Origin of the sequence: Flavobacterium buctense (genome assembly GCF_014486695.1) — a bacterium.
Classification (GTDB): Bacteria; Bacteroidota; Bacteroidia; order Flavobacteriales; family Flavobacteriaceae; genus Flavobacterium; species Flavobacterium buctense.
Map to the genome: position 1 here is coordinate 1 of NZ_JACTAB010000008.1, position 19,338 is coordinate 19,338.

General features: G+C 36.4%; 15 protein-coding genes. 1 reads left to right on the top strand and 14 read right to left on the bottom strand.

Features of this window, described 5'->3' with window-relative positions; all coding sequences use genetic code 11:
• The 5 genes from ICG50_RS11220 to ICG50_RS11240 form a co-directional block, all read right to left on the bottom strand.
• Nucleotides 1-1,204 (bottom strand): Ig-like domain-containing protein (locus ICG50_RS11220; RefSeq protein ID WP_187661016.1); only part of this gene is annotated, 1,204 nt, incomplete at its 3' end.
• Between the two features lie 384 nt (nucleotides 1,205-1,588).
• Nucleotides 1,589-2,533, bottom strand: coding sequence for an NAD(P)H-dependent flavin oxidoreductase (locus ICG50_RS11225; RefSeq protein WP_187661017.1), 945 nt, complete (start codon nucleotides 2,531-2,533; stop codon nucleotides 1,589-1,591).
• A 21-nt stretch (nucleotides 2,534-2,554) separates the two neighbouring features.
• Nucleotides 2,555-4,162 carry a S8 family serine peptidase gene (locus ICG50_RS11230; RefSeq protein ID WP_187661018.1) on the bottom strand — a complete coding sequence of 536 codons (1,608 nt, stop codon included), beginning with the start codon at nucleotides 4,160-4,162 and terminating at the stop codon, nucleotides 2,555-2,557.
• Between the two features lie 26 nt (nucleotides 4,163-4,188).
• Nucleotides 4,189-5,376: a tRNA 2-thiouridine(34) synthase MnmA gene (mnmA, locus tag ICG50_RS11235; RefSeq protein ID WP_187661019.1), complete on the bottom strand. Its 1,188-nt coding sequence runs from the start codon at nucleotides 5,374-5,376 to the stop codon at nucleotides 4,189-4,191.
• A gap of 122 nt (nucleotides 5,377-5,498) precedes the next feature.
• The gene (locus ICG50_RS11240; protein WP_187661020.1) at nucleotides 5,499-6,206 is read right to left on the bottom strand and encodes a toxin-antitoxin system YwqK family antitoxin; all 708 of its coding nucleotides are present in this window, start codon (nucleotides 6,204-6,206) and stop codon (nucleotides 5,499-5,501) included.
• A 325-nt stretch (nucleotides 6,207-6,531) separates the two neighbouring features.
• On the opposite strand from ICG50_RS11240, the gene ICG50_RS11245 reads away from it, so the two are divergent.
• The gene (locus ICG50_RS11245) at nucleotides 6,532-7,476 is read left to right on the top strand and encodes a fasciclin domain-containing protein (protein ID WP_187661021.1); all 945 of its coding nucleotides are present in this window, start codon (nucleotides 6,532-6,534) and stop codon (nucleotides 7,474-7,476) included.
• 49 nt (nucleotides 7,477-7,525) lie between these two features.
• Here the strand turns inward: ICG50_RS11245 and proC are convergent, their stop codons facing one another.
• The 9 genes from proC to eno all read right to left on the bottom strand — a co-directional run bounded on the left by proC (nucleotide 7,526) and on the right by eno (nucleotide 19,315).
• Nucleotides 7,526-8,326: a pyrroline-5-carboxylate reductase gene (gene proC / locus ICG50_RS11250; RefSeq protein WP_187661022.1), complete on the bottom strand. Its 801-nt coding sequence runs from the start codon at nucleotides 8,324-8,326 to the stop codon at nucleotides 7,526-7,528.
• 71 nt (nucleotides 8,327-8,397) lie between these two features.
• On the bottom strand, nucleotides 8,398-10,293 hold the full coding sequence (gene yidC, locus ICG50_RS11255; RefSeq protein ID WP_187661023.1) for a membrane protein insertase YidC: 1,896 nt from the start codon (nucleotides 10,291-10,293) through the stop codon (nucleotides 8,398-8,400).
• Between the two features lie 49 nt (nucleotides 10,294-10,342).
• The gene (gene pyrG, locus ICG50_RS11260; protein WP_187661024.1) at nucleotides 10,343-11,959 is read right to left on the bottom strand and encodes a CTP synthase; all 1,617 of its coding nucleotides are present in this window, start codon (nucleotides 11,957-11,959) and stop codon (nucleotides 10,343-10,345) included.
• A 138-nt stretch (nucleotides 11,960-12,097) separates the two neighbouring features.
• A complete protein-coding gene (locus ICG50_RS11265; protein ID WP_379761754.1) occupies nucleotides 12,098-12,346 on the bottom strand; it encodes a DUF3820 family protein in 249 nt (82 codons plus the stop codon).
• Nucleotides 12,337-12,741 carry an OsmC family protein gene (locus ICG50_RS11270; RefSeq protein ID WP_187661025.1) on the bottom strand — a complete coding sequence of 135 codons (405 nt, stop codon included), beginning with the start codon at nucleotides 12,739-12,741 and terminating at the stop codon, nucleotides 12,337-12,339. Before ICG50_RS11270 ends, ICG50_RS11265 begins: the two co-directional genes overlap by 10 nt.
• Nucleotides 12,741-14,780 (bottom strand): LysM peptidoglycan-binding domain-containing protein, encoded by a 2,040-nt coding sequence (locus tag ICG50_RS11275; RefSeq protein ID WP_246448743.1) that lies wholly within the window; start codon nucleotides 14,778-14,780, stop codon nucleotides 12,741-12,743. The genes ICG50_RS11270 and ICG50_RS11275 overlap by 1 nt, the downstream gene beginning before the upstream one ends.
• 95 nt (nucleotides 14,781-14,875) lie before the next feature.
• Nucleotides 14,876-16,405 carry a glutamine-hydrolyzing GMP synthase gene (guaA, locus tag ICG50_RS11280; RefSeq protein ID WP_187661026.1) on the bottom strand — a complete coding sequence of 510 codons (1,530 nt, stop codon included), beginning with the start codon at nucleotides 16,403-16,405 and terminating at the stop codon, nucleotides 14,876-14,878.
• A gap of 91 nt (nucleotides 16,406-16,496) precedes the next feature.
• A complete protein-coding gene (locus tag ICG50_RS11285) occupies nucleotides 16,497-17,834 on the bottom strand; it encodes a peptide-N-glycosidase F-related protein (RefSeq protein ID WP_187661027.1) in 1,338 nt (445 codons plus the stop codon).
• Between the two features lie 188 nt (nucleotides 17,835-18,022).
• Nucleotides 18,023-19,315 (bottom strand): phosphopyruvate hydratase, encoded by a 1,293-nt coding sequence (gene eno / locus ICG50_RS11290; protein ID WP_187661028.1) that lies wholly within the window; start codon nucleotides 19,313-19,315, stop codon nucleotides 18,023-18,025.
• Between the last annotated feature and the right edge of the window lie 23 nt (nucleotides 19,316-19,338).

The following is a 19,338-nucleotide window of genomic DNA, read 5'->3' on the forward strand; positions in this document are numbered from 1 at the left end:
CGCCTGCGTTTAAAACTATGGTTTGGTTTGCTCCGCCATTGATGTTATAAGTTACAGTCGCATTTGGTGTGCCTGTAAAAGTAAAAGTTACACTACTTCCTGAACATGATGTGGTTGGATTTACTGATAAGATTGCTGTTGGCAATGGCAATATTGTGATGGTAACCGTTGATGTATCAGGAGCACACAAAGCGGAAGAAGCAGTATAAGTAAAAACATATGGACTTCCTGCAAGAGTCATTGTAGTAACATCTAAAGTGCCTTGTGAACCGTTTGTTGTAGTTATTGGACCACTCCAAACTCCAGCTCCATCTGGAGAGCCGCCCAATAAATCAAATAAATTAAACGGAATTGTTGTTGCTATCTCATTAACACATATACTTCTACTTCCATTATTACCGGCATCATTTGGTTCATAAATATTTACTAATACCTCGAGCCTATCGCTGCTTTCACATGGCGGATCAACTGTTGTGGCGTAATAAAACTGTCCGTTAACCAATGGTGTACTATCGTCTAAAGGGATTCCAAAAGCAGAAGTCAAATACCAATTGTTATTACCCGAAGCAACCAAATCGGCAACTGTTGGCGGGCTACCTGGAATATTACAAAACTCCTGCACAATACTTCCAGTAGGCGGAGGAACTAATCCAACATTAACAAAAACAGATAGTCTTGAAGTCTGACAACCTGTATCTGGGTTAGTTTGACTTATATAGTAAATAGTATTGTCATTTAGAATAGTGGAACTCGAAATAGCCGTCCCTCCTGTGGGTGATGTATACCATTGCAAATTATTCCCATTTATCACGAATTGCGGATTAGATGGCGTTGCCTGACTTAAACTCGTCACACAAACCCCTTGAAAATTTGCTCCGGTTGGCGCAGAATATATAGTAACAGTAACACTTTGTCTTACACCACAATTCCCAGTATTGTCATCTGCAAAATAATCCTCACCATTAACTAACACTGTTGAATTTGTAAGCTGTGTATTGGAAGATGCTGTAGCGTACCATTTAATACCACCACCATTATCCGTGGCCTGTAAACTAGCTATTGTAGGTGATTGTGTATCGCAAAAAGATTGCGAAACGTTTGTTATAGTTGGACATTGAGAATATACAAAACCATTCTGTCCAAATAGTGTCAGTATCAAAACACAATAAAAAAAGTAATTTTTGGAGAGAGTAGTTATTCTCATAAGCAGTTCTATTTAATACCATTTAAATCCTTACAACATCAGCCCTTTTCATAGCGTGACAATAAAACTTCAACAAAAAAAACAAACGATTCAGATTTGAATTTGTACTATTAGTCAAAGTAAAATTACCACCACTATATTACTTATAAATTCTGCGGCAATTTTTGACTTATCAAAATGTTATAAACAAAATAATCAACATTATTAACAACTTCTTAACATCGTATTATATACATATATAACTCATATAGTGATATTTACAATAATAAAAAGTAAAAAAAAGAAGTTGTTAAGATTAATAACATTGTTATAAAAAATAAAAATTGTTAACAAGTTTGCGCCTAAACCCAAACCCATTAACAATAAAATATAAAACTAAAGTGGTTAAAAAATTGGTCGCTGTAGTTCTAGCATTACCGATTCAAATTCAGAAATGATTTCCGTTATAATATTTTCAACAGATTTAATTTCATGAATCAAACCGGCAATTTGACCTATCTCTAATTCACCTTCCTCTAAATCTCCTTCAAACATACCTCGTTTGGCCCTGGCTCTACCTAAAAATATTTTCAATTCTTCTGGAGTTGGACATTTTGAATACAATTCTTGGAGATCGTTATAAAACTTATTTTTTATCAAACGAACCGGCGCTAATTCTTTTAAAGTCAATTGCGTATCACCTTCTTTTGTATGAATTATAGTGTTTTTGAAATTGTCATGAGCAGAACTTTCAAATGAAGCAGCAAAACGAGAACCTATTTGCACTCCATCAGCACCCAAAACCATCGCAGCCAACATGCCTCTACCAGTTGCAATACCTCCGGCAGCAATCAAAGGAATAGCAATTTGCTCTTTGACCATCGGAATCAATGTTAATGTAGTAGTTTCTTCTCTTCCATTATGACCTCCGGCTTCGAAACCTTCGGCTACAACTGCATCAACTCCGGCTTCTTGTGCTTTTAATGCAAACTTTGAACTACTCACTACATGAACTACAGTAATTCCATTCTCTTTTAGGTGACTTGTCCAAGTTTTTGGATTACCGGCAGATGTAAAAACAATTTTCACACCTTCTTCTATTATAATCTGAATAATTTCTTCAATATTGGGATACAACATTGGTACATTCACGCCAAAAGGTTTGTCTGTAGCTACTTTGCATTTTTGAATGTGTTCTCTTAATACATCAGGATACATAGAACCGGCACCAATTAACCCCAATCCTCCGGCATTACTAACGGCACTTGCTAATTTATAACCGCTATTCCAAATCATACCTCCTTGCACAATTGGATATTGAATGTTAAAAAGTTGGGTAATCTTATTCATTTAAACTGAAATGCTTGAGAATTAATTCTTGATAATCTTTCCGGATTGTTCCAAAGTGTTACTCCTAATTTTATAGTAATACATACCGGAAGACAAATTTTCGATAGAAAATGGTTGATTAGAAGTGATTTTTTTCTCTGATACTATTTGGCCCAAATTATTAAATAAAGTCATTTTTGCCACTTCAAAACCATTTGGAAATGAAATTGAAACTACATCATTAACCGGATTCGGATATACTAAAAATTTGGAATTCCTATTATCACTAACGGAAAGAAGCGCCATGTTTAAAGCCAATTGAAGATCAGGAATACCATAACCATATTGGTCCGTTGGATTCAAAAATCTATCGGCTGATTGTTTTACAAAATCAACTACTTGCTGGTTAGAAGCCCATGGAACAGCTTGCCAAAAACTAGCAACAGCACCTGCCATAACCGGACAAGAAAAAGAAGTCCCGCTTGCTGTTACGATATTTCCGGCTGTATTAGACAAAGTGGTACTTTGCCCTTTAGCCATCACATCGGGTTTTATTCTTCCGTCAAAACTTGGCCCTATGGAACTAAAATTAGCATAAACTTCATCGAATTGAACGGCTCCAACTGCCAAAACATTAGTAGCTTCAGCAGGAACACCTATAAAAGGACTTGCTGAATTCCCTGAATTTCCGGCACTAGCCAATACAATCATCCCTTTGCTGAAAGCAATATTTGCTCCTTGTGAGGCAAAAGCTTTATCACCTGTCATATCGGAATAAGCATAACTGTAATTTGGATTGTCATAACCAAAATAACCCAATGAAGTCGAAATTACATCTGCTCCAACCCTGTCCGCTTCTTCCGCTGCTTGAACCCAGTAACTTTCTTCTACCGGATTTTCACTCGAAATATCTTCGGTGATGTATAAATAATATTGTGCATCCGGAGCTGTTCCAACCAACTGTCCATCTACATAGCCCGACATACATGACAACACCAACGTTCCGTGATTGTGAGTTGAAAAAACATCATTATTGCCACCTACATAATTATATCCACCCAAATACAAACCGTTATTAAACATTCTATTAAATGGGATAATGGTATTTACGGCTGAAAAACCTGAATCCATAACCGCGATTATTTTACCTGAACCCGTAAAGTCTTGTTGGTGCAACAAATGTGCATTAAGCATCGAAACTTGGTTCAAAGAATTGCCGTAAGTAAAAATTTCCTGCGTATCCAATTGCTTATTTACCGGACTTATCGTTGCCGTTTGAGGCATTTTAGCATTTAAAGAATGATCAGCATAACGAATGTGATTGACAAAAGTTAAGTTAGCTAAAGCTTCAATATCTGTTAAGCTACCGCGAATGTGTAGACAATTCATCCATTTGGATTGGGCTTTAACTTCAATTCCTTCGGCTGCTGTAATTTGGTCAATATAGGATTGCTCAATCGGAGCATCGCTTACAGTTAAAGCTATACCTTGTGCTGCTCTTCTGTCTAATGCTCTTTGAGTTAGCATGGACAATGGATTATTTAGAAATATTTGTGCATTTGGTTTGTCATTAAAATAAACCCAAGCATCTTCTTGAGTGTATCCAAACAAACCGGACAGTAAAACGGTAATAATTAATAGATTTTTCATCGTCTTAACTTTTGCAAAACGCTAATTTATGAAATTACTCCTGAACCAACTAATTCATCTCCAATATTCCAGGCAACAAACTGACCTTCAGTTATTGCCGATTGCGGCTCGGCGAAAGAAACATACAAACCACTTTCAAATTGATACAATGTCGCTTTTTGCAAGGCTTGACGGTAACGGATTCTAGCCATAACTTCCATGGTTTCTCCATTTTTTAAAGCCAAATCTTCTCGTATCCAATGAATTTCAGAAGGCTGAACGCGTAAAGTTTTTTTAAACAACCCGGGATGAATAGCTCCTTGCCCGGTGTAAATGGCATTGGTTTTAACATCGGTCGCGATGATAAAAAGCGCTTCTTTGGTGCCGCCAACATTAAGTCCTTTTCTCTGTCCGATAGTAAAATAATGAGCACCTTGGTGTTTGCCTACCACTTTTCCGTTTTCTGATGTATAGGACATACCTTGGGCTTCAAACGATAGTTGTTCTTCTAATGAATTGAAAGACGGGATTTCTTGATTATAGACTTTATCATTGGCATCAATTTCATAAATCAAGCCTTCTTTGGGTTGTAATTGTTGTTGTAAAAATTCGGGCAAACGTACTTTTCCGATAAAACACAAACCTTGTGAATCTTTCTTTTCGGCTGTAACTAAATCTAATTGCATAGCAATTTCACGAACTTCAGGTTTGGTTAACTCTCCAATCGGAAATAAAGATTTTGCTAATTGTTCTTGAGACAACTGACAAAGAAAATAAGATTGGTCTTTGTTGCCGTCTATTCCGGCTAATAATTGAAAAATTTCTTTTCCGTCTTTTTCGATTGTGCCTTTACGACAATAATGACCGGTGGCCACATAATCGGCTCCCAGACTTAAAGCGATTTTCATAAAAACATCAAACTTGATTTCACGATTGCACAAGACATCAGGATTTGGCGTTCTCCCTTGTTTGTATTCGTTAAACATGTAGTCCACGATTTTTTCTTTGTATTGCTCGCTTAAATCAACGGTTTGGAAAGGAATTCCCAATTTTTCAGCCACAAGTAGTGCATCGTTACTGTCTTCAAGCCATGGACATTCGTTGGAAATGGTTACTGAATCATCATGCCAATTCTTCATAAAAAGCCCAATGACTTCATAGCCTTGTTCTTTTAACAAGTAAGCAGCAACACTGGAATCAACACCTCCGGAAAGCCCGACAACAACTCTTTTCATTATAGTTTGGCAAAAAAATTTGATGCAAAGTTAACTCAAAATCCGAAAAAAATTACCTTCAGACATCAGTTAAAACAATGAGGTGGTAATCAAAATTTATCTCATCTGTAGAAGTCAAAGATTTATTCTGTAGGTTGCTTAGGCATTTTGGGTCTTTTGAAGTTCTTATTTTCGTAGTTCATATTAACTTCTTTTAACTTCCCTTTTTCAATAACTTTCCAAATCCCTACTTTCTTTCCTTTTTTATAAGAACCCTGTCCGGATAATTTATTGGTTGCATCTCTGTAAGTGGCTAAACCTTCTAACTGATCGTTTTTATAATTGCTTTCTTCAATTACAACACTATTTTCAGCATAACTCTTATACAATCCCTCTTTGACTCCGTTTACATAAGTTGTTTCTTCAGCAATTTGTCCGCTTTTGTAGTATACTTTTCTAACGCCATTTAATTTACCATTTACATAGTATTCTAAAGTCATTATTTGTGGAGAATCAAAATGATAATATTTCCATTCTCCTTCAAACTGTTTGTTGACCACTTTCCCTTCACTTACTTTGCTTCCTCTTTGATTATAAAAAATGGTGTAACACGAATTGTCATTAGCATTGAAATCTCTAGTAGCAATAACGGTTCCGGCTCTGGTATCGTCAAAAAATTTAAATAGCCCAACTTCTTTTCCATGGTCGAAAACCCCTTCATATCTTGGCCGTTTTGACTCTTCATAAAAGCCTTTCCATAGTCCATGCTTCTTGCCACTCTCATCTAATTTATTAAAGTCTTGCGCGAAAAGAACAACCGTTTGGAATAAAAAAAGAAAAATGTATTTCATAAGTTTGTTGTTAATTGGTATAAAATCTAAGCTACAAATTTAAAGTTATTATGTAAACGCGTAATACATATTTTTATTATAGTCTAGATTGTTAAAATAATCTAAAAATCAACAATCAATTTTGTTTAACTTTTGTTAAATAAATAGCTATTACTAAACTAGTGAAAAACACTTATTAATTCGTTAATACACTGTTTTATTGTTATTTATACAACTTAAACAAAACTGTTAAAGTATTTATAAATGATTGTTTTGTTTATTCTTTATTGATTTTTGTTAAACAATGTTTCATAATTTAGCCGAAACATTAAACAAAAAAAATAAAATGAAAAATCTAACTAAATTATTCGGAATCACCTTGTTTTCTTTATTAGCTATGTCTTGTAGCGATGATGACAACAATTCAAATCAACCTCAAACTATTGCAGAGATTGCCTCTGCGAATCCTAACCTAAGTATATTGGTCCAAGCGCTAAGCAGAGCCGGTTTGGTTTCTACTTTTGATAGCCCAGGAGATTTCACAGTATTTGCTCCAACCAACGACAAATTTCAAGCATTCTTTACAGCCAATGGTTTTGCTGATGTAAATGCAGTACCTCTACCATTATTGACAGAAGTTCTAAAAAACCATGTTGTTTCAGGTTCATTTTACAGTAACGAATTGACCACAGGTTATGTAAAAACTTTAGCCAAAGGTGGAGCTTCAAGTACTAATACTTTAAGTATGTTCATCGAAGTTGGTTCAACAGTGAAATTAAATGGTGGTGCTACTAATAGTGGCGCAACTGTTGTAACTGCTGACATCGAAGCATCAAACGGAGTAATTCATGTTGTTGACAATGTGATTGGTTTGCCAACTGTTGTTAATCATGCAATAGCTAATCCTAACTTTACTACTTTAGTTGGTTTAGTTAGTGGTGCTGGTTTGGTACCAACATTAAGTGGTACAGCCGGTTCGCCATTCACTGTATTCGCTCCATCCAATACCGCATTTACTACTTTTGAATCACAAAATCCAGGAGTATTGGCAAGCTTAACGTCAGCGCAAGTTACTTCCGTATTAACATATCATGTTGTAGGAGGTGCAAATGTGCTATCAACTGGAATTCCAACAACCCCTATCACAACATTGGAAACGGGAACATTCACCATTTCAGGAACTACAATTACTGATGAAGCAAACAGACAAACCGGTATTGTGGCTGTAGATGTTCAAGGTTCAAATGGAGTAATTCATGTTATCAACAACGTATTATTACCAACGTTATAATTTACAATTTGCTATGAAAAAGAGAAGCGCAGTTCACACTGCGCTTTTTTTATGTCCCTAATTCTAATGCCCTATCGTTTGCTGCTTTTACAGCATCGACTATAGTCTTTTCTAGGGCTTCTTTTTCAAAAACCCGCAATGCGCTTTCAGTTGTTCCTCCTTTTGAAGCCACTTTGGCTATCCACTCTTGATTGGATAAAGAATAGCTGTTTTGAATGGCTACTGAACCCATAAAAGTTTGGTTGACCAACAATTCTGCTTCAGATTCGTTAAAGCCTAAATCTACTGCAGCTTGTATCATCGACTGCATAAAATAGAAAACATACGCCGGTCCGCTTCCTGATATTGCTGTCGCTGCATCTATAAGCTTTTCATTTTCTACATAAACTGATTTTCCCGTGGTATTGATAAGGTTTTGGATGATAAACAATTCTTTTCTATCCACATTCGAAGAAGCCGTAAAAACGGTCATTCCCATTCCGATTTGCGTTGGAATATTGGGCATCGAACGGACAATTTTGGAACAAGACAATTGCTTTTCTATAGTAGCCAAAGTAATTCCGGCCATGACCGAAAAAATGATTTGAGTATTGGTTAAAAAGGACTTTACAGCATGGGCCAAAATGTTAAAATCCTGAGGTTTTACTGCCAGAATCACGATATCGAAATCGCTTATTTCATTTCCCGCTTTTGCTGAGAAATTACTTTTCGGAATTCCATTATCACTTATTGCATGATGATCATTTCTTACCAAAACAAAAATGTCTTCCGGTTTGATAAATCTCGAACTTATAAAACTATTGGCATAGGTTTTTCCCATATTGCCGTAACCGATAATTAGTACCTTCATAGCTAAAAAATAAAAAACTCTGTTTAAAGGTATATTTTTAAACAGAGTTTTGAAAATTTATGATTCGGAAATTATTTCTTTTTGTTTTGAAGCTTTTTCTGCTCTTCCGCTTGTTCCATCATTTCACGCATTTTTCTTTGGAACTTGCCTTCTGTTTTTGGTTTGGCTTTGTTTTCCTGAATTTGAGCATGGATTTTATCGCTGTTGATAAAGTATTTTTTAATCACCAACATAATTCCGATGGTAATCAAGTTAGATATAAAGTTATACAAACTCAAACCTGAACCGTAATTATTAAAGAACAACAACATCATTACCGGTGATAAATAAATCATGATTTTCATAATTTTACCCATGTCCGGCATTCCGTCTTGTGGTGGTTGTGCCATCATTTGATCACCCGAAGTCATTTTCATGTAGAAGAAAATAGCAATAGACGCCAAGATTGGAAACAAACTGATGTGATCACCGTAAACCGGAATGTAAAAAGGCAATTTAACTATTTCGTCAAATGAAGATAAATCATCTGCCCAAAGAAATCCTTTTTGTCTCAACTCAATCGCCGATGGGAAGAATTGGAACGAAGCATACATAAACGGAATTTGAATCAGCGCCGGAATACAACCAGCCATTGGATTTACACCCGCTTTATTGTACAACTTCATCGTTTCCTGTTGCTTTTTCATTGGATCTTTTTTAAATTTTTCTCCAATTTCCATGATTTCAGGACGCAATACTTTCATCTTAGCTTGTGATAAGAATGATTTGAAAGTAATAGGCGACATCGCTATTTTGATTAAAATGGTAAACACGATAATCGCAATTCCTAATCCCATAAACGTACTCAAGAATCCGAATAGCGGTACAAATATAAATTTGTTAATCCAACCAAAAATACCCCAACCTAAAGGAATAATTTCGTCTAAGTTTCTATCATAATCATTCAATATTGTGTAATCAGACGGACCGTAATACCAATTCATTTTATAATCCAATTCGCCGTTAGCATAGGCTAAAGCCGAATTGGTTTTAAATTCTTTTGTAAAAGTGGTATCAATATTTTCATCATTTACTAAATCGTTCGATTTCAATTTAGCATTGGAAAAAGGAGTTTTTGTCAACAAAATAGAGGAGAAAAAGTGCTGCTTATAGGCAATATAAGTAACCTTTTCAGGTGCTTCTTCTTGGTCTTTTCCTTGGCTTACATAATCGTCTTTTCCGTCTTCATATTCAAATACGATTTCCGCATAACGGTTTTCATAAGCTATACTTTTCTCGTTTCTATAGGCTTTCATGTCCCATTGAAAATCGACCGGTTTTGAAGTGTTCAAAGCGGTATTCAAGCCTTGTGAACGAATGTCAAAATCAAGCATGTACTCTTTTGGTTTCAATACGTATTTGTATTCCAAAAAGGCATTGGCACTTGATTTCAATTTCATCGAAAGCACTTGATTTCCGTCGACACTTGTCAATGTTGGCTCAAAGAACAAATCTTTGGTATTCAACACTCGGTTGTCTTTGGTCATTAACTGCAAGTTGAAATTAGCGTTGTTATTTTTGATTAACGTTACCAACTCCTTAGAATTTTTATCAAATTTTTTGTAGTTTTTAAGCGTCGCTTCAGCAATGTAACCTCCTTTGTTGGCGATTTTCAGAACCATTAAGTCATTTTCGATGGTAGTAAAATTTTCTTTTGCTGAAGGCAATGTTGCTGAGTAAGCAAAGCTCCCTAAAGTGCCTTGAAGTTTTTGAATTTTAACCGAATCGGCAACCGAAGTATCTGCTATTGTTTGAGGAACTTCTTTAGTTGTTTCTGCTTTAGCTTTATTTTCTGCCGCTTTTTCTGTTTTGGCTTTGGCCTGATCTTTTACTTCCTCTTGTCTGTTGTTGTACATCATCCAAAGGATAATAACAAAGATTAAAGCAAAACCGATAATCGAATTAAAATCAAATTTCTTTTGTTCCATTTTTTAATTATTTGTCATAAGAAGCAACAAGGGATTATTTGTTACAACTTTATTTTTTATGTTTTACCATTGCGGCCACAAAGCTAACAAAAATTGGGTGTGGATTGGCAACAGTACTCTTATATTCCGGATGGTATTGAACACCGATGAAAAAAGGATGATTCTTGATTTCAATGATTTCTACCAAACCGGTATCAGGATTGACTCCTGAAGCTGTTAAACCTGCAGCTTCGAGTTGTTTTCTATAGTCATTATTGAACTCGTAACGGTGGCGATGACGTTCTTGAATTTGACTTTTCCCGTAAATTTCATAAGCCAAACTTCCTTCTTTAATATCACATTTCCATGCACCTAATCGCATAGTTCCTCCTTTATCGGTGATGGTTTTTTGTTCTTCCATGATAGAGATTACCGGATGTTTGGTTTCCTCGTTCATTTCTGTTGAATTGGCTTCTTTCAATCCGAGGATATTTCTGGAATACTCAATAACTGCCATTTGCATTCCCAAACAAATTCCGAAAAACGGAATGTTATTTTCACGGGCATAACGAACCGTATCAATTTTTCCTTCTATTCCTCGACCGCCAAAACCGGGCGCCACCAAAATTCCGTCTAATCCTTGTAATTGTTCTGCTGCAGAGTTTTCATCAAGATATTCCGAGTGAATACAGATTACATTTACTTTGGTCTGATTGGCTGCTCCGGCATGAATAAAGGCTTCTAAAATCGATTTGTACGAATCTTGTAATTCAACATATTTTCCAACCAAACCAACATTAACCGTTTGTTTTGGGTGTTTTAATCGGTGTAAAAAAGTGTTCCAGTTTTTTAAATCCGGTGCGGCTTTTTTGGGTAAGTTTAATTTCTTTAAAGCAACAATATCCAAACCTTCTTCCAACATCAAATTAGGCACTTCATAAATCGTTGAAGCATCTATAGATTGAATAACAGCTTCGCGTTTTACGTTGCAGAATAAGGCTAACTTTTGACGCAATTCGTCTGACAATTCGTGTTCGGTTCTGCACACTAAGATGTCGGCTTTGATTCCGCTTTCCATCAAGGTTTTAACCGAGTGTTGGGTTGGTTTTGTTTTTAATTCTCCTGCTGCCGCTAAATAAGGCACTAAGGTCAAGTGAATTACTAATGAATTAGATTCACCTAATTCCCAAACCAATTGACGTACAGACTCGATATAAGGCAACGATTCGATATCGCCGACCGTTCCGCCGATTTCTGTAATTACGATGTCGAAATCGCCTGATTGACCTAACAATTGCATGCGGTCTTTAATCTCGTTAGTTATATGAGGAACCACCTGAACTGTTTTTCCTAAAAACTCACCTCTTCGCTCCTTTTCAATTACAGAAAGATAAACTCTTCCGGTAGTTACGTTATTAGCTTGCGAAGTGGGAACGTTTAAGAAACGCTCGTAATGGCCTAAATCCAAATCGGTTTCCGCACCATCATCCGTAACGAAACATTCTCCGTGCTCGTAAGGATTTAAAGTTCCGGGATCAACATTGATGTAAGGATCAAACTTTTGTATGGTCGTTCGATACCCTCTAGCCTGTAGTAACTTGGCTAAAGAAGCTGCGATGATTCCCTTCCCTAAAGAAGATGTCACACCACCGGTAACAAAAATGTATTTTGTTTGTGTTTGGTTCATTGTAAATTATGTTGTTGTGTTGTTGCTGTAAAAAACGAGGCAAAAATAAGAATTTAAAATGGATTATTGGATTGTTAGATTACTAGATTGTTAGAAAAAAAAAGGTTCAAAAATCCAACAATCTAAAAATCTAATAATCTAATAATCTTTCTTCGGATATTGCTTTTTGATATTGCGTACTAATTCCTCCAAACCGTTTAATTTTAGTTCATAAACGAGTTGGAGTTGTTCGCCGAGTTGTCCTTTAGGGAAACCTTTTTGAGAATACCAAACCACATAATATTCAGGCAAATCTATCAGATAATAGCCTTCATATTTACCGAACGGCATTTTGGTGTGTGCGAGTTTGATGAGGAGTTGTTGTTGGTCGTTCAAAATTACTTCCAATTAAAAACAATTTCTCTTTTGATATCGGGATGCAAGCTGAAATGCACCGGACAAGTTAAAGCGGTTCTTTCCAAAATGATTTTGGTTTTCTCATCGGCTTCTGCCTTCATTTCGAAAGTCACATGAATTTCGGAAATTCGTCTTGGATCGGCTGCCATAACCTTGGTTACTACTGCAGTTGAGCCTGAAAAATCCACCCCCATTTCGCGCGCTTTGATTCCCATAACAGTAAACATACAACTTGCTAAACCATTGGCCACGGTATCCGTTGGTGAAAAGGCTTCTCCTTTGCCGTTATTGTCCAAAGGTGCATCGGAAATGATTTCGCTTCCGGATTGTAAGTGAATGGAAGACGTTCTTAAATCTCCTAAATAAGTAACTTTGGATGTAGGCATTATAAAGCTTCTTTGATGGTTAAATCGGTGTCGTAATACAAAATGTAAATGCCATTATTAGAATAACCGTAAGTTGAATTTTGAGTGTAATCAAATTTGTTTTCTATTTGCTCAGAAGCATCGGTTTGAATGGTTTCTTCGAAAGTTTTTTCTTGGGATAAGCGAAGTAAAACGTCAAAAGTCAAATCAAAACCTCTTATGGCGTATTGATTTGGAATAATTTTATTAAGCTTTTTGTATTTAGCATCAAATTGATTGGCTTCTATCGTTTCATTTGGCCTTGACAATGATGGATACAGTAATTTTAATTTGGTTAAACGGGTCATAGATATCTCTTCGAAATCTAAAGTTTCATTAGGTTCCATGATAACCAATTGCAACTGATATTCTTTTTGGGCTGCTAACATAGCATTGGTGGTGGCCAAAATCATTCCGGTACTTTCGGAAGCTAATAAAACATAATTCATTTTGTCCTTTTGCAAATGAACTCTCAAACTGTCACTTATAAAAGAACCTTTGGCAGTCATCCCGACAATTTTTGTCTCACTTTGCATTTCCTGAATATACTGTTTTACACTTCCTTTTTTGTTATCAACTACTGCAATAACATTGCCTCCTTTGGCTTTCATAAATTCAAAAATCGATCCACGCATTTGCTCTAGAGACGGCATGGATTGATACATATTTGCAAACTTTTTTCCAACTTCCTTAGAAAGCGGAGAAATAATTGGTGTTTTGGTTGGCTCTACCAATTCAGCCAATTTCTCAACATTAGACTGATAAAACGGTCCGATAATGGCGTCCATACTGCCCAAATTATTTTGTTGAACCAAGGTCGCTACGTTAGAAGTATTCTTGGTTTCTTGAGAATCTAAAATTTTAATATCGACATTCATTCCTAATACTCTTGCGGAATCAATAGCCATTAAAGCACCGGAATAGAAGTCTAAAGTCAAATTCAGAAACTTATCTTTTTTCAAGCGAGCTTGCGTAGAATTTACTGTATCGCTTTCAATTTTTGTGATATTAAAAGGCAAAAGTAATGCGAGTTGTTTCCTCGCATTAGTGTTTAAATTCTTCATTAAATTGCCTTGTTCTTTTTTGGGGACATTTACTTTTTCCCCCATAGGTACACGTAAAATCATTCCGAGTTTTATACCCTTTTTTAATTCGGGATTCAACTGAATTAATTCGGTTTCTGTGATTCCGAAATCGGCGGCTATGCTTTGAATGGTTTCTTTAGGTTTAACCACATATTCCTGCAAATATTTTTTACCGGAACTCGGATTAACGACTGCAGGTTTATCCTTAATTGGTTCAGCCGATGTTATAGGCTTTGAAGTTACTGCAGGTGCATTTCCGGAAACTACTAATTTTAAACCCACCGGAAAATCAGATACAATGGCCGGATTTAGTCTTTCCAACTCTTGAATGGTCATTCCGTATTTTTTAGAAATACCGTATTTGGTTTCCTTTGGCTCGATGATGTGATAAGCAGCATTTGCTTTGGGTGATTCTACTTTTGGTTCGCTTTTCACTACTGCTTTTGGTGTCTCTTTTGGAGCCGGAACCGGTTTTTCTAAAGGTGGTTTCTCGTAAGTTTCTCGACTTACTACACCAGATGGAATTTTAATAGTTTGACCTATTTTCAAACCTTCTTTCAAAAAATCAGCGTTGGCTTCTTTTATAGCTTCAACCGAAACCCCATATTGTCTTGAAAGACTAAACAAAGTTTCTTTTGGTTGTACCAAATGAGTAATTGGATTTGGATTGGCTTTAGGCTGAGTTTGCTTTGGATGAATTACTGTTGGTTCTGCCGATGAAGGCGGAATCAACAAAACGCTGTTCAATTCGATACCGTTTTGAGAATCGGGATTTAGTTTGTAAATATCGAAAGGAGTAACTTTATATTTTTGAGCGATTAACGTGATAGTTTCTCCTTTGGCAACGGTGTGCTTGACATATTTGTCTTGTCTTGCCATCAAAGAAAAGACGGTTCCAAAGACAAAAAGCAGTGAGAAAATAATTCGGTTTTTCATAAATTGGTCATTTATTTAACGTTAAAGTTAACAAAACTTTTGACTTGCAATGTTTATTGCGCTATTTTTCATTAACTTTTTTATGTTAACAAAAACTATTCCCATTCTATTGTTGCCGGTGGTTTTGAACTTATATCATACACCACTCTGTTCACTCCTTTTACTTTATTGATGATTTCATTCGAAATTTTCATTAGAAATTCATAAGGTAAATGAACCCAATCTGCTGTCATTCCGTCGGTTGATTCTACTGCTCTAAGGGCTACTACTTTTTCATAAGTACGTTCATCTCCCATTACCCCTACACTATTGACAGGCAGCAAAATAGCTCCGGCTTGCCAAACTTTATCATACAAACCGTGTTCTTTCAATCCATTGATAAAAACAGCATCTACTTCTTGTAAAATTCTAACTTTTTCAGGTGTTATTGCTCCTAAAATTCTGATAGACAATCCTGGTCCAGGGAAAGGATGTCTTCCCAATAACTCATCATCAATTCCAAGTGTTTTTCCAACGCGACGCACTTCATCTTTAAAAAGCATGCGTAAAGGTTCAACAATTTGGAGTTTCATAAAATCGGGTAAACCGCCAACATTGTGATGCGATTTTATAGTAGCTGAAGGTCCTTTTACCGAAACCGACTCAATCACATCAGGATAAATGGTGCCTTGCGCCAACCATTTCACCTCTTCAATACGATGGGCTTCATCATCAAAAACTTCTATAAAAACACGACCAATGGCTTTTCGTTTGGCTTCCGGATCTTCGATGCCCTCTAAGGCTGAAAGAAAACGTTCCGAAGCATCAACGCCTTTAACATTTAATCCCATATCCTTATATTGGTGTAATACATTTTCAAATTCATTTTTGCGCAACAACCCATTGTTTACGAAAATACAGTATAGGTTTTTACCAATAGCTTTGTGCAATAAAACAGCCGCTACTGTAGAATCTACTCCGCCCGAAAGTCCCAAAACTACTTTATCATTGCCTACTTTCTCTTGCAACTCTTTTACACAATCTTCTACGAAAGCATTTGGTGTAAAATTTTGAGGCACTTCGGCTATTTTTACTAAGAAGTTTTCTAAAATTTGCTTTCCGTCAGTTGAATGGTATACTTCAGGATGGAATTGAATGGCAAAAGTTTTTTCTCCTTCTATGCGATAAGCAGCATTGGCTACGTCTTTAGTACTGGCTAACAATACCCCATTGGTTGGCATTTGCTTAATAGTATCGCTATGACTCATCCAAACCTGACTGTTTAAAGCTACTTCCTCAAAAAAGGCTTCATCGTCTTTAATGAAAGACAAATTGGCCCTGCCGTATTCACGGATATTACTTGGCGCCACCTCACCACCGTTGAAATGGGCTAAATATTGGGCACCGTAACAAACAGCCAATAATGGCATTTTGCCGCGAATTTGGGATAAATCAGGATGAGGAGCATCTTCGGCTCTCACGGAATAAGGGCTACCCGAAAGGATAACTGCTTTATAGGACGATAAATCATTTGGAAAATGATTGAAAGGAAATATTTCGCAGAATATGTTTAATTCGCGAACGCGGCGTGCAATAAGTTGTGTGTATTGCGAACCGAAATCTAAAATAAGTACGTTGTGTTGCATGCGCAAAAGTACTACTCTCGATTGAAAATAAAAAACGGCAAAAGAAGATTCTTTAAATGAATGTTCTTTTACCGTAAATTATTTGTTCAAATTACTCTTTTACAATCTTTTTCGTTTTCTCTCCATTTGCTGAATTTACCTTCAGGAAATAGATCCCGTTGGAATAATTTGAGATATCAACGTTAACTTGAGCTTCGTTAGTTGTCTTAGCAATCAAAACTCTTCCTTGCACATCATACAATTCGATTGAATTTAAAATGCTGTTGGCATTTACAGTGATGCTGTTTTGGGCTGGATTAGGATAATAATCAAACGCCAACTGTGTAAAACTTTCTACATTCAAAACGGTGTTATCCCCTTGCAAGTATAATGAAACCGGAATATATCCTTGTGCTCCGACAAAAACAGCATCGGGCACTGAAATCACAAAAGAGTGTGGTCCGGCGCTTAAATTCCCCAAGGAAATTTCACGAATTGGTATAACAGAACCCGGACACCAATTACTGAAAGACTGCCATTGTGCCGGAGTTCTTGGAACGGAACCATATATTCCATTAGGTTGGGTGTTGAAAACTCTGTAGGGTTCACAAGTCAATTCACCTGGTTTGTATGACAAAATCTGATTATTGTTTAAATAAATATAATGCCATCTTCGGTTGTATTCTTCTCCACCTGAATTGGCTCCGTGATTGGAAGTGATTAAGTGAAATTTGGCGTTGTTGATTGGAGAATCAAGGTTAAAATTAATGGTTCTAACTGTTGTTCCTATAGCATCGGATGCACCAACGGCATAATTATTCAAATCCTTTTTAAAGTTTAATGGCAGAACAAAAGTATCGTTAGGAATTGTCAGATCTTCATTAGTTACAAACTCTAATGTGCCAAAAAACACATCATTTCTTCCGGCACAACCCGCTACTTGAGTGTTAGCTGCATAAGGCACTCCAAAAACTTCTAATTCAATCCAAAAATCATAGATAGAATTTAAGTAACTATCTTTTAAAATCTTAGCCGCATTGTTGACTGAAAAATTATAAGGAACAGAACTTGGCTCGATATTTTTATTCATAAATGGTGTGATAAATCGGGCTAATTCAATTCTGCTTGTTGTATTAGGATTGTAGGTCAATGCGCCTTTTGGCACTAAAGCCAAATTCACATTTCCGATTCTGTCATAATTATCACAAGCCGCAGTAATCAACACATTCAATTGAAGTGTACTTCCGATTTGATCTAATATATCAGTAGTCAGTTTTTTGGTAAACAAATCGTTTCTTAATCGCACAACATCCGGTTCAGTAGGTGCATTTACCAAAGAAGCATATCCGTCATAGAACAAAACGTTGTCATAAATCGGAATTGAAGTTTGTGCTTTTAATGTCGACATTACTCCAAAAAGAGACAGTAATAAGAAGTAAAATTTTTTCATAGTTATCTGGGTTTATTCCACTTCGTCTCCTAAAATAGGATTCACTTGGAATATTGTTTCGATTGCTAAAATAAGAAAAAAACAGGCTCCAAAAGAACATATTTATTTGAATATCAATAGAAATTAAAAATAAAAAAACCTGACAGATTTCAGAAACCTGTCAGGCATAACTATAATAAAGTACTTAATTACTTCTGCTTAAAAGCTCTTACTCCAGGGAAATAAGCCGTATCGCCTAATTCCTCTTCAATACGCAACAACTGGTTGTATTTGGCCATACGGTCTGAACGCGAAGCCGAACCGGTTTTGATTTGACCACAATTTAAAGCTACGGCTAAATCAGCAATGGTGTTGTCTTCTGTTTCTCCTGAACGGTGAGACATTACAGAAGTATAACCGGCATTATGCGCCATGTTTACCGCTGCGATAGTTTCCGTTAAAGTTCCGATTTGGTTTACTTTTACCAAGATTGAATTGGCAATTCCTTTTTCGATACCTGTGGATAAACGCTCCACATTGGTTACAAATAAATCGTCACCAACCAATTGCGTTTTGTTTCCGATTAATTCGGTTAAGTATTTCCAACCTTCCCAATCGTCTTCGTACATTCCGTCTTCGATAGAAATGATTGGATAGTTGGTGGCCAATGAAGCTAAGTATTCCGCTTGTTCTTTTGATGTTCTGATTTTTCCAGTGGCGCCTTCGAATTTGGTATAATCGTATTTTCCGTCTACGTAAAATTCAGAAGCTGCACAATCTAGGGCAATCATGATTTCGTCACCGAATTTGTAACCTGCATTTTCAACTGCTTTTTTAATCGTATCCAAAGCATCTTCTGTTCCGCCGGCAAGGTTTGGTGCAAAACCACCTTCGTCACCTACCGCTGTAGAAAGATTTCTATCGTGTAAAACTTTTTTCAAGTTGTGGAAAATCTCCGTTCCCATTTGCATCGCATGAGTAAATGAAGTTGCTTTTACCGGCATAATCATAAACTCTTGGAAAGCGATTGGCGCATCAGAGTGCGAACCACCATTGATGATGTTCATCATGGGTACCGGTAACGTATTGGCAGAAACGCCGCCTACGTAACGATACAAAGGCAAACCTAATTCATTAGCTGCTGCTTTAGCAACGGCCAAAGAAACACCCAAAATTGCATTGGCACCAAGGTTTGATTTGTTTGGCGTGGCATCTAATTCGATCATTAATTGGTCGATATGATTTTGTTCAAAAACAGAAACACCCATTAATTCCGGAGCGATAGTATCGTTAACATTCTTCACTGCTTTCAAAACTCCTTTACCCATATAGGCTTTTCCGCCATCTCTTAATTCTACTGCCTCGTGTTCGCCGGTTGAAGCACCACTTGGAACAGCAGCACGACCTAAAACGCCGTTTTCAGTTACTACATCTACTTCAATAGTTGGATTTCCTCTTGAGTCAAGGATTTGTCTTGCGTGAACTTTAATAATAATACTCATTTTTATGATATTAGATTTTTGTT

Bases quoted from the DNA above. Each gene is read 5' to 3' on its own strand.
- ICG50_RS11225 (WP_187661017.1), bottom strand. From the start codon at position 2,533: ATGAATAAGATTACCCAACTTTTTAACATTCAATATCCAATTGTGCAA.
- ICG50_RS11230 (WP_187661018.1), bottom strand. From the start codon at position 4,162: ATGAAAAATCTATTAATTATTACCGTTTTACTGTCCGGTTTGTTTGGA.
- mnmA (WP_187661019.1), bottom strand. From the start codon at position 5,376: ATGAAAAGAGTTGTTGTCGGGCTTTCCGGAGGTGTTGATTCCAGTGTT.
- ICG50_RS11240 (WP_187661020.1), bottom strand. From the start codon at position 6,206: ATGAAATACATTTTTCTTTTTTTATTCCAAACGGTTGTTCTTTTCGCG.
- ICG50_RS11245 (WP_187661021.1), top strand. From the start codon at position 6,532: ATGAAAAATCTAACTAAATTATTCGGAATCACCTTGTTTTCTTTATTA.
- proC (WP_187661022.1), bottom strand. From the start codon at position 8,326: ATGAAGGTACTAATTATCGGTTACGGCAATATGGGAAAAACCTATGCC.
- yidC (WP_187661023.1), bottom strand. From the start codon at position 10,293: ATGGAACAAAAGAAATTTGATTTTAATTCGATTATCGGTTTTGCTTTA.
- pyrG (WP_187661024.1), bottom strand. From the start codon at position 11,959: ATGAACCAAACACAAACAAAATACATTTTTGTTACCGGTGGTGTGACA.
- ICG50_RS11270 (WP_187661025.1), bottom strand. From the start codon at position 12,741: ATGCCTACATCCAAAGTTACTTATTTAGGAGATTTAAGAACGTCTTCC.
- ICG50_RS11275 (WP_246448743.1), bottom strand. From the start codon at position 14,780: ATGAAAAACCGAATTATTTTCTCACTGCTTTTTGTCTTTGGAACCGTC.
- guaA (WP_187661026.1), bottom strand. From the start codon at position 16,405: ATGCAACACAACGTACTTATTTTAGATTTCGGTTCGCAATACACACAA.
- ICG50_RS11285 (WP_187661027.1), bottom strand. From the start codon at position 17,834: ATGAAAAAATTTTACTTCTTATTACTGTCTCTTTTTGGAGTAATGTCG.
- eno (WP_187661028.1), bottom strand. From the start codon at position 19,315: ATGAGTATTATTATTAAAGTTCACGCAAGACAAATCCTTGACTCAAGA.